Source organism: Oerskovia paurometabola (assembly GCF_016907365.1).
Classification (GTDB): domain Bacteria; phylum Actinomycetota; class Actinomycetes; order Actinomycetales; family Cellulomonadaceae; genus Oerskovia; species Oerskovia paurometabola.
Genome location: NZ_JAFBBV010000001.1, coordinates 1,235,905 through 1,248,375 on the forward strand (window position 1 = coordinate 1,235,905; position 12,471 = coordinate 1,248,375).

General features: G+C 74.0%; 12 protein-coding genes. 3 read left to right on the forward strand and 9 right to left on the reverse strand.

The window, feature by feature from the left end:
* Window positions 1-143: 143 nt before the first annotated feature.
* On the reverse strand, window positions 144-539 hold the full coding sequence (locus JOD48_RS05525; protein ID WP_204807970.1) for a GntR family transcriptional regulator: 396 nt from the start codon (window positions 537-539) through the stop codon (window positions 144-146).
* Window positions 540-642: 103 nt separating this feature from the next.
* On the opposite strand from JOD48_RS05525, the gene JOD48_RS05530 reads away from it, so the two are divergent.
* Complete coding sequence (locus JOD48_RS05530) at window positions 643-2,004, forward strand: phosphotransferase family protein (RefSeq protein WP_204807972.1); 1,362 nt, start codon at window positions 643-645, stop codon at window positions 2,002-2,004.
* A 14-nt stretch (window positions 2,005-2,018) separates the two neighbouring features.
* Window positions 2,019-2,339, forward strand: coding sequence for a hypothetical protein (locus tag JOD48_RS05535; protein WP_204807974.1), 321 nt, complete (start codon window positions 2,019-2,021; stop codon window positions 2,337-2,339).
* Between the two features lie 125 nt (window positions 2,340-2,464).
* On the opposite strand, the gene JOD48_RS05540 is transcribed toward JOD48_RS05535, so the two are convergent.
* The 8 genes from JOD48_RS05540 to JOD48_RS05575 form a co-directional block, all read right to left on the reverse strand.
* Window positions 2,465-3,133, reverse strand: a complete 669-nt coding sequence (locus tag JOD48_RS05540; RefSeq protein ID WP_191791574.1) for a response regulator transcription factor — start codon at window positions 3,131-3,133, stop codon at window positions 2,465-2,467.
* Window positions 3,130-4,734, reverse strand: a complete 1,605-nt coding sequence (locus JOD48_RS05545) for a sensor histidine kinase (protein WP_204807976.1) — start codon at window positions 4,732-4,734, stop codon at window positions 3,130-3,132. The genes JOD48_RS05540 and JOD48_RS05545 overlap by 4 nt, the downstream gene beginning before the upstream one ends.
* Window positions 4,734-5,159, reverse strand: coding sequence for a hypothetical protein (locus tag JOD48_RS05550; RefSeq protein ID WP_191791570.1), 426 nt, complete (start codon window positions 5,157-5,159; stop codon window positions 4,734-4,736). The genes JOD48_RS05545 and JOD48_RS05550 overlap by 1 nt, the downstream gene beginning before the upstream one ends.
* 80 nt (window positions 5,160-5,239) lie before the next feature.
* Window positions 5,240-6,328, reverse strand: coding sequence for an adenosine deaminase (locus tag JOD48_RS05555; RefSeq protein WP_204807979.1), 1,089 nt, complete (start codon window positions 6,326-6,328; stop codon window positions 5,240-5,242).
* Window positions 6,329-6,414: 86 nt separating this feature from the next.
* The gene (locus JOD48_RS05560) at window positions 6,415-6,993 is read right to left on the reverse strand and encodes a LuxR C-terminal-related transcriptional regulator (RefSeq protein WP_239527641.1); all 579 of its coding nucleotides are present in this window, start codon (window positions 6,991-6,993) and stop codon (window positions 6,415-6,417) included.
* 146 nt (window positions 6,994-7,139) lie between these two features.
* On the reverse strand, window positions 7,140-8,510 hold the full coding sequence (locus JOD48_RS05565) for a sensor histidine kinase (RefSeq protein WP_307823985.1): 1,371 nt from the start codon (window positions 8,508-8,510) through the stop codon (window positions 7,140-7,142).
* Window positions 8,497-9,351, reverse strand: a complete 855-nt coding sequence (locus JOD48_RS05570) for an ABC transporter permease (RefSeq protein ID WP_204807983.1) — start codon at window positions 9,349-9,351, stop codon at window positions 8,497-8,499. The genes JOD48_RS05565 and JOD48_RS05570 overlap by 14 nt, the downstream gene beginning before the upstream one ends.
* Window positions 9,348-10,370, reverse strand: coding sequence for an ABC transporter ATP-binding protein (locus tag JOD48_RS05575; protein WP_204807986.1), 1,023 nt, complete (start codon window positions 10,368-10,370; stop codon window positions 9,348-9,350). Before JOD48_RS05575 ends, JOD48_RS05570 begins: the two co-directional genes overlap by 4 nt.
* A gap of 154 nt (window positions 10,371-10,524) precedes the next feature.
* Here JOD48_RS05575 and JOD48_RS05580 point away from each other — a divergent pair, with 154 nt between their 5' ends.
* Window positions 10,525-12,366 (forward strand): SLC13 family permease, encoded by a 1,842-nt coding sequence (locus JOD48_RS05580; protein WP_204807988.1) that lies wholly within the window; start codon window positions 10,525-10,527, stop codon window positions 12,364-12,366.
* Window positions 12,367-12,471: the final 105 nt, after the last annotated feature.

The following is a 12,471-nucleotide window of genomic DNA, read 5'->3' on the forward strand; positions in this document are numbered from 1 at the left end:
CGGTCCCACGTGGCGCCGAGACGTGGCACATCGGGTGGGCAGGGGTTGCGCAATCGTTGTGAAGAGTGGCGTCGGGGGCCGCGCGGACGCAGGCCCCGGCGCCCCGGGCCTGGCGGACTCCACCCCACCGGGCCCTTCGTCGCTCAGTCGCCGTGGCGACGCAGGAGCTCGCCGCGCACGAGGTCGAGGATCGCGTCGTCGTCCAGGCCTGCCTCGTGCGCGGTCGCGACGAAGGTGTGGGCGGCCTGCCGGGCGACGACGTCGGCGGGGGCCACGCCGTCGGACACGACCGTACCCGCACGCCGGTTCGTGGCGGTGATCCCCGCCGCCTCGAGCTCGCGGTACGCGCGAGCGACGGTCCCGGCCGCGACGCCGAGGTCGGCGGCGAGCGCGCGGATGGTCGGGAGCCGGTCGCCGACCAGGAGCCGCTCCGAAGTGACGTGCGCGACGACCTGCGCACGGATCTGCTCGTAGGGCGGGACCCCCGAGGCGGGGTCGATCTCGACGTGCAGGGAACCGTGTCCGGATTGTGTCACCATGTTGGCACAATGTCAGCGTGGTGCTCCGGTGTCAACGCGTGTGTGAGAGCTCTCTCATGCCGTCCTCATGTGCCCATCACCCCTGGGCTGTCTCCTTGCTTCCATGGACACCGCTGCGCAGCTCCTCACCGGTCCCCGGGCGGGTGACCTCCTGGAGGCTGCGCTCGCCGTCGACCACGTGAGCCTGGGCTCGTGGCGCGTGCACCAGGTGCACGCACGCCCCGGGGCCGAGGTGAGCGTGGGGTACGAGGTCACGGTGCGCGGCGGCCGCGGTGGCACGGACGGCCCCCGCACCCCGGCCGGACGGCCCGAGTATCTCGTGGCGACGACTGCGGACCTCCCGCCCGACGTCGTCGAGCGGCGCGGGATCCTGCGCCTCGTCGACGGCGAGCAGACCGTCCACGTGTGGCGTCATCCCGTGGACCCCCTGCTGCCCGGCCTGGCGACCGCCTGCGACGCCGCGGCGCTCACCGACCGGTGGCGCTCGCTCGACCCGCACGCCCCGCTCGTCCTGGGGCTCGATCTCGTGACGTACCGGCCGTTGCGCCGCGCGGTGCTGCGCGCACGGACCGCCGACGGCGACGTCTACCTCAAGGTCGTCCGCCCGGACCGGGTGACGGACCTCCGCATCCGGCACGACCTCTTCCTGGTCGCCGAGGCTGCGCCCATGGGCTACGCGCTCTCGGCCCCGCCCGCGGCTCCCCGCGTCCTCGCCTCGCTCGGCGAGGGAATCCTCGTCCTCGCGGCGCGGCCGGAGGAGACGCTCGCGTCGGCGATCGCGTCCACGGCCAGGCACGAGCAGCCGCTGACGATCGACCCGCACGAGCTCCTGCGTGCACTCGTCGCCCTCCCGCAGGACCCCGTCCTGCTCGAGCGTCGCGCCGCATGGGCCGAGCGGTCCGAGCACTACGCGCGCGCCGCCGTCGGGCGTCTTCCTGGCCATGCGGGACGCATCGAGGCCCTCGAACGCGCGGTGCGCCGGATCGTGGCAGACCGCGACCCCGGCCCCGTGGTCGCGACGCACGGCGACTTCTACGAGGCGAACGTGCTGCTCGTGGGCGGTGCCGGCTGTCGTCGCGTCGCCGCGGTCCTCGACGTCGACACGCTGGGCCCCGGTCACCGCATCGACGACCTGGCCTGCATGACGGGCCACCTCGCGGTCCTCGAGACGCTCGCGCCCCAGGTCTACCCGGGCGTCCAGGGCCTCGTCGACCGCTGCCTCGCAGTGTTCGGCGACGCCACCGACCCGATCGGGCTCCGCGCGCGCAGCGCGGGGGTCGTCCTGTCCCTCCTGCCCGGGGCGCCCCGCGAAGCACTCGCGGAGACCTGGCTCGGTGTGGCCGAGGAGCTTCTCGCGGGAGCGCAGACGCGTCTGAGAGTCCTCTCACCTGCGGCTCCTGCTCCTCTCACGTCGGCCTGTGAGTCTCGTGACGACGGGGCGGCAGCCCGGCCGCCCATCGTCTGAGGAGGTAAGGAATCATGGACGCTCGCAGGATCTGGATCGCCACCGGCACGCTCGGGGTGCTCGGCGCCGGGCTCGGCGCCACGATCGCGGCGGCGGAAGAGCGCGCGGACGTCGAGGCCCCCGCCGTCGTCGAGACGAACGACGCCACGACGACGCCGGGAGCCGTCCCGAGCCCGAGCCCGTCGGACCTCGACCCGTCGAGCTCCACGACGACCGTGTCCACGGTCACCGCGGGATCGACGACCTCGGCCCAGACCGCGACCACCGCTCCGAGTCCTGTGAGCTCGCAGAGCCCGGTCTCGGCACAGACGTCCCCGTCGGCGCCCACCCCCTAGGGGGAGGGCGCCCCGGCGGGGCTCAGCGGTCGGCGCGTCACCGGCCGTACGTGAGAGGGCGGAGGCACACGGGCCTCCGCCCTCTCGTCGTCCCGCGCGTCCCGCACGGGGCTTTGTCAGCGCGCTCAGGCAGCAGGGTCCGCCAGCCGGTAGCCCATGCCGCGGACCGTCACGACGCGCTCGGCGCCGAGCTTGTTGCGCAGGTACCGCACGTAGACGTCGACCACGTTGGAGCCCGGGTCGAAGTCGTAGCCCCACACCCGGGACAGCAGCTGCTCGCGGCTCAGGACCTGCCCGGGGTTGCGCAGGAACGTCTCGGCCAGCGCGAACTCACGGGCCGACAGGTCGACCTCGCGGTCCTCGGTGCGGGCCCGACGGGTGCGCAGGTCCAGGCTGAGCGACCCGTGCGAGAGGACCGTGACCTCTCCGGCGGGCTCGGTCCGCAGCCGCAGCCGGATGCGTGCCAGGAGCTCCTCGAAGCGGAACGGCTTGACCATGTAGTCGTCGGCACCGCCCTCGAGCCCCGCGACGGTGTCCGTCACGGACGACCGTGCCGTGAGGATGATGACCGGGATGGTGCTGCGGGAGGCGCGCAGACGGCGGAGCACGGTGAACCCGTCCTGGTCGGGCAGCCCCAGGTCGAGGATCATGAGGTCGTAGTCCCCGGTCTGGGCGAGGTCGTACCCCTCCCGGCCCGTGGTCACGGCGGCGCTCGCGTATCCGGCGGCCCGCAGCCCCTTGGTCACGAACGACGAGATCCGGGTCTCGTCCTCGACGACGAGGATCTGGCTCACAGCGATGTCCTTTCACCCTGACGTGCCCGAGAGGAGACCGGGATCTCCATGGTGAGGGGGGTCTCGGCCGTGCTGCCGAGGGGAGTCCTCGGGACGATGGAGGCTGCACCCGGGCCGCCGTGGTCGGCAGCGTCGGGGCCGGGCGCCGAGGGGCCGGGGTCGAGCGGGAGGTCGAGCGTGAAGGTCGACCCGAAGCCACGGGTCGAGGAGACCTCGACCCGCCCCTCGTGCCCCCCGGCGATCGCGCTGACGATCGCGAGGCCCAGCCCCGCACCGTCCCGGAACGCCGGCTCGCGCTCGGCCTGCGCGAAGCGGACGAAGATGCGTTCGAGCTGGTCGGGCGAGACGCCGATGCCCTCGTCGCGCACCCAGAGGCGGATGCGACCGTCGCGGACCGCCGATCCCAGGGTGATCGTGGAACCCGGTGCGGAGAACTTCACGGCGTTGGACGCGAGCTGCAGCCAGGCCTGGGTGAGACGCTGCTCGTCGACGTGGGCCGTGGCCCCGGTACGCGAGTCGACGGCCCACCGGCGGTCGCCCAGGAGACGCGCCTTGTCGAGGATGTCGTCCGTGAGCCGCCCGAGGTCGGTCTCCTCGAGCCGCACGAACCCAGGGCTGCCCGCCGTGGCGAGGGTCATGAGGTCGTCGACGAGGCGGTGCATCCGGTCGAGCTCGTCGAGCGCGAGGTCGCGCGTGCTCGCGGCGTCCTCCGGGTCATCGGGGTCCATGAGCTCGAGGTGTCCCCGCACGATCGTGAGCGGGGTGCGCAGCTCGTGCCCGACGTCGTCGAGGAGCTCGTGCTCGGCGTCGAAGGCCGCGGCGAGGCGGTCCAGCATCTCGTTGAACGCCTGCGTGAGGTCCGAGATGTCGTCGTTGCCCGTGACCGGGATGCGCTCGGAGGTGTGGGTGTCGCTGATGCGCCGGGCCGTCTGGCCGAGGAGCCGTACGGGCCGCAGGAGGCGCCCCGCGACGAGCCAGCCCACTGCTGCGATCAGCAGCAGCGTGACGACCGCGATGATCGCGTAGGTGCGGAAGACCTGGTCGAACTCGGCGTGCTCGGCGCTGCGGTCGAACGCCAGGACGAGCGCCGACGGGACGTCGCCGTCGGTCACCGGCACGACGAGGACCCGGTAGCTCGAGACCGGGGTCGTGATCTCCCGGAGCACCACGTCCCGACCGGTCGAGAGAGGTTCGAGCGCGTCCATGAGGACCTCGTCGTCCTCGAGCCGCAGGGGGACGGGCGTCGCGGCGATCCACTGGGCCCGGCCGCCGCGGAAGCCGACCATGCCTTCGTGCGGGGCGGGGACGGTCTGGCGCATCGCGGTGTTCACGAGGTCGTCCGAGGACGTGAAGCGCTCGCCGGTCGAGGGGTGCACGCCCTCGTGCGCGAGGGCCTCGAACTCCTCCAGAGAGCGCATGAGGGACTGGTCCATGCGGTCGTCCACGTGCGCTCGCTGGGCCGTGTACGCGACGCCGCCCGCGATGAGCAGGCCGAGGGCGGCCAGGGCGAGGACAGCACCGAGTATCCGCGCGCGGACCGTCTGGAGCCGGGACGGTGCGCGACGAGGCGCGGGCCCGCTGCCCGGGGAGTGCTGCGCCATCATCCGTTCCCTGTGTCTGGTGTCCACATGCCGTCGTCGTACTCGTCGGACGGCCGGTACATGCCGTCGTCGTACTGCTCGCCCGGGTGGTACATGCCGTCGTCGTAGGTCTGCTCGGGGGTCTTGCCGATCGTGTCCGTGCCGCTGCGAGGAGGGGCGGGTTGCACGGGGACCAGCGGTGAGCTCGGGGTCGCCGACTCGTCGTCGTCGCCGTCGTCCTCCGGCTCGTCGGTGGTCTCGTCGGGGGGCGGGGTGAGGGTCGGAGACGGTGACGTGGTCTCCTGGGGGGTCGGGGCTGGTGTCAGGACGACGAGGCCTCGCAGGTCGCGGTCGGGTGGGCTTGCCGAGACCAGCGCGACCGCGCCGGCGCCGGCCCCGAGTGCGACCAGCACGAGGGCGATCACCCACACCGTCGTCCGTCGCATGGCGCGAGTATCTCGGGTGCGCATGAGAGAGGGATGAGAGCGTGTGTCACCCGCCTCCGGCCGCCCGACGGTCCCTCCCGTCATCGCACCGCCCGCCCCCCTTCGGGGCCGGGAGCGCCCGCGGGGCCGGGAGCGCCCTCGGGCGCCGCGGGCTCCTCGGCGAGCCAGGCGTCGACGCCCGCGAGCAGCCGTGCCCGCGTCGCCGTGCCTGCGCGGCTCGCCCGGATCGAGGACCGGGCCAGGTCCGCGAGCTCCGCGTCGGAGAACCCGTGCTCGGTCCGCGCGGACTCGTACTGCGCCACGAGCCGTGAGCCGAACAGCAGCGGGTCGTCGGCGCCGAGGGCGACCTGGGCCCCCGCGTCGACGAGCGCCCCGAGCGGGACCTGCGCGCCGTCGTCGTACACCCCGAGGGACACGTTCGAGGCGGGGCAGACCTCGAGCGCCACCCCGCGCTCGACGACCTGGTCGAGGACTCGCGGGTCCTCGACCGAGCGCACCCCGTGCCCTATCCGGTCGGGGTCGAGGTCGGTGAGCACCTCCGTCACGTGGTCGGGGCCGAGCAGCTCGCCCCCGTGCGGGACGAGCGCGAGGCCCGCCCGGCGGGCGATCGAGAACGCCGGGGCGAAGGCCGCGGTGTCACCGCGCCGCTCGTCGTTGCTCAGTCCGAAGCCGAGGACCTCGCCCGGGCCGTCGCCCACGTACTGGGCCGCGAGACGCGCGAGGGTCCGCGCGTCGAGCGGGTGCCGCATGCGGGAGGCCGCGACGATCACGCCGACCTCGGTCCCGGTCGCCGCACTGGCCTCTCGCGCCGCGTCGAGCACGATCTCCACGGCGGGGGAGATGCCGCCCACGAAGGGCGCGTAGGACGTGGGGTCGACCTGGATCTCGAGGCGGCCCGACCCCTCGGCGGCGTCGTCCTCGGCCGCCTCGCGCACGATCCGGCGCATGTCGGCCTCGGAGCGCACGCACGCGCGCGCCGCGTCGTACAGCCGCTGGAACCGGAACCAGCCGCGCTCGGTCGCGGGCAGACGGAGCGGGTCGCCGTCGAGCAGGGCCGACGGGAGCCGTACGCCGTACTGCGTGGCGAGGTCGTGCAACGTCGCCGGCCGCATGGAGCCGGTGAAGTGCAGGTGGAGGTGGGCCTTGGGGAGCTTCGCCAGATCACGCACAGAGGCAGTCTCGCACCCTGCCCGCACCGCTCGGCGGTCCTGCTCGCCGCGCCGTCGCCCCGACGGCCCCGGTGGACCGGGCGAGGTCACGCCCCGGGCAGGATGCCCCGCTCGATCGCGACCGTCACGGCGCGCGTGCGGTCGTCGACCCCGAGCTTCGCGAAGGCGCGCAGCAGGTGCGTCTTGACCGTGGCCTCCGAGATGAAGAGCTCGCGCCCGATCGCAGGGTTGCTCAGCCCGCGCGCGACGAGGGCCAGGACCTGGGCCTCGCGCGCCGTCAGGCGCTCGCCGGCTCCCCGCACGGTCGTGACGAGCCGCGTCGCGACCGTGGGGGCCAGGACGGTCTCTCCGCGGGCTGCGGCACGGATCCCTGCGACGAGCGTCTCGCGCGGCGTGTCCTTGAGCAGGTAGCCCGTCGCGCCGGCCTCGACGGCCCGCAGGATGTCGGTGTCGGTCTCGTACGTCGTGAGCACGACGACGCGCGGGCGCCTCGCCCCCGGCGCGGAGGAGGCGAGGATCTCGGTCGTCGCACCGACGCCGTCGAGCACGGGCATGCGCAGGTCCATGAGCACGACGTCGGGACCCAGCTCGTGCGCGAGGGTCACGCCCTCGCGGCCGTCGCCCGCCTCGCCGACGACGACGAGGTCCGGCTCGGCCATGAGCATCCCGACGAGCCCCGAGCGCACCACGGGATGGTCGTCCACGACGAGGACGCGGACCGTGGGAGCCGACGAGGGCGCACCGGTCCCGGTCGCCGAGACGGTCGTGCTGGGGCGGGTGGGCGACGAGGACGGACGGTCGGCGGTCGAGGTCACGGGTGGCTCCGGGGGAGAGGGGCGGGATGGGGCGGGGCGCCGGCGGGGTGGTCGGCGGGCACGGGCAGCTCGACCCGGACGCTCGTCCCACCACCCGGGGGCGACAGGACGTGCACCGTGCCCTCACCCTCGGCGACGCGTTCACGCATGCCGCGCAGACCGAACCCTTCGACGACGCCCGGTCCGAGCCCCCGACCGTCGTCCGTGACCTCGAGGACGACCGTGGCGCTGTCGAGTGCCGCCCCCTCGGGGCCGCCCGGCCCCGCCCCCTCGCCCAGGGAGACGACGACGGAGCTCGCCTGCGCGTGCCGGCGCACGTTGGCCAGGGCCTCCTGCGCGGACCGCAGCAGGACGACGTCCTCGGCGCTGCCCAGCCCCGGGACGACCGACAGCCGCAGCGTCACCGCGACCCCCGACTCGTCCTCGAAGCGGCCGGCCAGGCGCTCGATCGCCTCGACGAGCGTCGCGCCCTGCAACGGCACGGGGGAGAACGCCGTGACGAGGGACCGGGCATCGGCCAGGTTGTCGCGCGCCGTCGTCTCGACGAGTGCGAGCCGGTCCCGGGCCGCACCCACGTCGTCGCGGTCGAGGTCGGCGCTCGCGGCCTGGGCGAGCATGACGACGCTCGTGAACCCCTGTGCCAGGGTGTCGTGGATCTCGCGGGCCATGCGCTCGCGCTCGGCCGCGACCCCCGCCGCGTGGTGCACCGCACCGAGCTCTGCCTGCGCGGCGTTGAGATCGTCGACGAGCTGGGCATGGCGTGCGGTCTGGAGCATCGTCTGGCCGACCCAGATCCCGAGCAGGATCGAGAAGGCGAGCGCGACGCCCATCTGCGGTGCGGCCCTCGTGAGGGCCTCGCGGGAGAACCCGGACTCGGACGTGAGCGCGAGGGTCGTGCCGACCGCGAGCAGGGTCGAGAGCGCGAGGCTGACCCACCGGCGCTCCGAGAGCATCCAGATCTGGGTGAACGCGACGAACAGCAGGAACGTCCCGAGCTGGTTCTGGATCACGGCGACGTCGGTCGCGACGATCAGGATCAGCAGGTAGGAGACCGCCAGACGCTGGTCGCGGTTCCGCGCCGCCGGCCTGCCGAGGAACGTGTACGCGAGCAGGATCACGCCGATCGCACCCAGGGCCAGGGCGAGCCGGTCGGGCTCGATCCCGGCCAGGAGCAGCGCGACCGCGCTCAGGAGCACCACGACGTAGAAGCCCACGTCCCACCACACGACCACGTGGTCCCACGAGGACTCGAAGCTGTCCAGCGCAGAGCCGGTCGACGGGCCCTGGCCCGCGGCGGGGTGCACGGGGCGACCGCCCGCCGCGCGCTCCGTCGCCGGCCGGTCCACCGGGCTCTCAGCCGTCGTCACGCCGCCTCCACCTGAACGTCCGGATCCCCACCACGAGGCCCACGACGAGCCACGCCACCAGTACAGCAGCCGTCGCGCCGTGCTGCCACGACCCGCCCGTCTCGAGGGCCGCGGCCTCGGGCGGCAGGAACACCGAGCGCATGCCCTGCGCGAGCCACTTGAGGGGGAACACCGAGGCGATCTGCTGCATCCAGGACGGGAGGGCGAAGAACGCGAAGAACACACCCGAGATGAACTGCAGCACCAGGACGATCGGGGCCACGACGGCGCTCACGGACTTCCCGGAGCGGGGGACCGAGGAGAACGCGACGCCCAGCACCGAGCCGGTCGCGGTGCCGAGCACGAACACCCACGCGAACGTGGCCCAGGCCGCGGCAGTGGTCGGCATCGGGACGTCGAACGCCGTGGTGGCGAGCAGCAGCAGGGCGGCGGTCTGGACGGTCGTGACGAGCAGGACCTGCCCGATCTTCCCCAGGAAGTAGGAGGTCGCGGGCAGGGGCGTCGCCCGCAGGCGCTTGAGCGTGCCGTCGTCGCGCTCGACCGCGATCGAGATCGCGAGGTTCTGGAAGCTCGTGAGCATGACGCCCGTGGCGACCATGCCCGGCAGGAAGTACTGCGCGTACGGCACGGATCCTGCGGCACTGCCCTGTTCCTCCTGCCCGAACACCGTCGCGAAGATCGCCATCATGATGAGCGGGTAGGCCAGGATGAAGACGACCGCGTCGCGCTCGCGCAGGAACGCGAGCATCTCGATCCAGGTCCGCCGCAGGCCAGTGCCGAGGACGCCGGGCAGGGGTCGCCCGGCGGGCAGCGCACGGGTGGGCGACGTCTGGGTGCTCATCGGGAGGCCTCCTCGGCGACGGGAGCGGACAGGACGGCAGAGGTGGGGGCGTCGTGCGGGGCTCCGGGCGGCGCTGCGGCGGACGGGGCCGAGCCGGAGGGGGAACCGGACGGGGCGACGGGCGCGGCTCCGATGAGCTCGAGGTACACGTCCTCGAGGCTCGGCTGGAGCACGCGCAGGCCGGGCACCTCGCCGTCGGGTCCGGCCAGGGTGGCCGCGAGCGAGGTGACCAGCGCGGTCGGGTGGTCGGTCCGCTCGGCGCGCGCGACGCCGTCGGACACCCACCGCACGACGGGGCGCAGCGCACCTGGCCCGCCCAGGTCGGCCGGCGCCCCGAGGGCGACGACCTTCCCGTCGCGCACGACGGCGGCGCGGTCGGCCAGGTGCGCGGCCTCGTCGAGGTAGTGGGTCGTCAGGAGGATCGTGGTGCCGTCGGCGCGCAGCCCCAGGACGAGGTCCCAGAAGCTGCGACGCGCCTGCGGGTCGAACCCGGTCGTGGGCTCGTCGAGGAACAGCAGCTCGGGGTCGCCCACGATCCCGAGGGCGACGTCGAGGCGACGCCGCTGGCCGCCCGAGAGCTGGCGGGCACGCGTGGACGCCTTCTCCAGCAGCCCGACGGCGGCGATCACCTCCTCGGGGTCCCGCGGGGCCGGGTAGAAGGTCGCGAAGTGGTGCACGAGCTCGCGCACCGTGAGCTCGGCCTGGTCGCGCGAGTCCTGCAGGACGACGCCGATCCGGCTGCGCCATGCGCGCCCTGCGAGCGCGGGGTCCTCGCCCAGGACCTGGACCTGCCCGCCGTCGCGCTTGCGGAAGCCCTCGAGGATCTCGACCGTCGTGGTCTTGCCCGCACCGTTGGGTCCCAGGACCGCGAAGATCTCGCCGCGCTCGACCGTGAGGTCCAGGCCGTCGACGGCCTGCTTCACGACGCCGCCGCGCTGCGTGTACCGCTTGGTGAGCCCGCGGACCTCGACGGCCGGGGCGCCCGTTCCTGCTCGGGGAGGTGTCCTGTCTCTGCTCATGGCTCCAGCCTGGTCGGCGGGGGGTGCACGCCGCGACGACCGGTCGGGTGGACCTGGGGTCCACCGACCGGTGGACGCCGGGGGTGGCGCTCGCGCCCGTCGCGCCCGTCGCGCCGTCGCGCTGCGGCCTGTCGCGGCCGCTACTGTCGGCCGCATGAGCGACGCCGCGATCACGCTGACGGTCCTCGCGGCTGCGGTGGTCCTGTTCGTGTGGAACCGGCTGCCGGTCGGTGTGGTCGCGCTGGGCGTCGCGCTCTCGCTCTACCTCACGGGGGTCCTCACGGTCGAGGAGGCGCTCGCGGGCTTCGGCACCCCGACGGTCGTCCTCATCGCCGCGCTGTTCGTGGTCGCCGAGGCGCTCGACGCGGCCGGCATCACGGCGTGGGCGGGGCAGCAGCTCATCGACCGGGCGGGCACGGGGACGGCCCGGCTCATGGTGCTCATGCTGGTGCTCTCGGCCGTCCTGTCGGCCCTCGTGACGCCCAACGGTGCCGTCGCGGCGCTGTTCCCCATGGTGGTGGTCCTCTCGACCCGGCTCGGGCGGTCGCCCTCACAGCTCCTCCTGCCGCTCGCGTTCGGGGCGCACGCGGGATCGCTCCTCCTGCTGACGGGCACGCCGGTCAACGTGATCGTCTCCGCGACGGCGCTCGCGGAGACGGGGACCGGCGTGGGGTTCTTCGAGTTCGCGCTGGTCGGGCTCCCGCTCCTGGCGGGCACGATCGTGGTGTGCGTGCTGTGGGGCCCGCGCCTGCTGCCCGACCGCAGCGCGCGCTCGTTGTCGCGCGACCTCACGGGGCTCCCCGCGGAGCTGCTGCGCGAGTACGCGCCGTCGGGGGTCATCGCGCGGCTGGACGTCCCGACCGGTTCGACGCTCGTCGGGGTCGCGGCCGACGCGATCGACACGGGGGACCGGGCGGTGCACGCGGTCGCGGTGCAGGACCCGGCGGGTCGTCCGGCGCCGGCCGTCGTGGCGGGCGGCCACGTCGTGGTGCGGGGGAGCCGCGTGGGCGTCGAGGCGTTCGCGGCCTCGCACGGCCTCCCGGCACCGCCCGGGCCCGACGGCGAGGAGGTCGTCTGCGGTCTCGTCTCGCGGGACCACGGGGTCGCCGAGGTCATCGTCCGACCGCGCTCGGGACTGATCGGCGCGCGGGTGTTCCCGGGCATGCTGACGGACTCGGGCGAGCTCGTGGTCCTGGCGGTGAAGCGGCTCGGTGAGGTCCTCGAGCCTGCGGACGACGGGGAGAACCGTCCTTCGGCGGACCCGCACGAGCACGAGACAGTGCTCCGCGCGGGTGACGCCCTGCTGCTCCAGGGGACGTGGGAGGCGCTCGACCGGCACGCCGACGACCCGGACGTCCTCGTGGTGGACACCCCGGACACGATCCGCCGCCAGGCCGCCCCCCTGGGGCGCCGCGTCGTCCCGGCCGTCGTGGTGCTCGTGCTCATGGTGGTCGCGCTCGCCACGGACGTGCTGCCCGCGGCGGTCACGGCCGTGGGTGCGGCGATCGCGATGATCCTGCTCCGCGTGGTGACGACGCGTCAGGCGCAGCGGTCCATCTCGCTCACGACCGTGATCCTCGTGGCCGGCATGATCCCCCTGTCGACCGCGATCACGGCGACCGGGGCCGCTGAGATCGTCGCGACCGGGCTGATCGACGTGGTCGGCGGGGGAGGGGTGACGCTCCTGCTCCTGGGGATCTTCGTGCTGTGCGCGGTGCTCGGGCAGCTCATCAGCAACATGGCCACGGCGCTCGTCATGATCCCGGTCGCCGGGTCGGTGGCCGTCGAGCTCGGGATCTCGCCCGTGCCGCTCCTGATGTGCGTCGCGGTCGCCTCGGCTGCCGCTCTCCTGACCCCGGTCGCCACGCCCGGCAACATGATGGTCATGGAGCCCGGTGGATACCGGTTCGGTGACTACTGGCGGCTCGGCCTGCCGGTGCTGGTCGTGTACCTCGTGGTCGCGGTCTTCCTCGTACCGCTGGTCTGGCGGCCGTGAGGGGAGCCTGCGCCCCGCTCGGCGGGCGGCGGCCGGCAGCGTCCCGTCACGTCCGGCGTGCGGACCACGGGAGCAGGGCGCCGGGCCCGACGACGCACGCTCCGC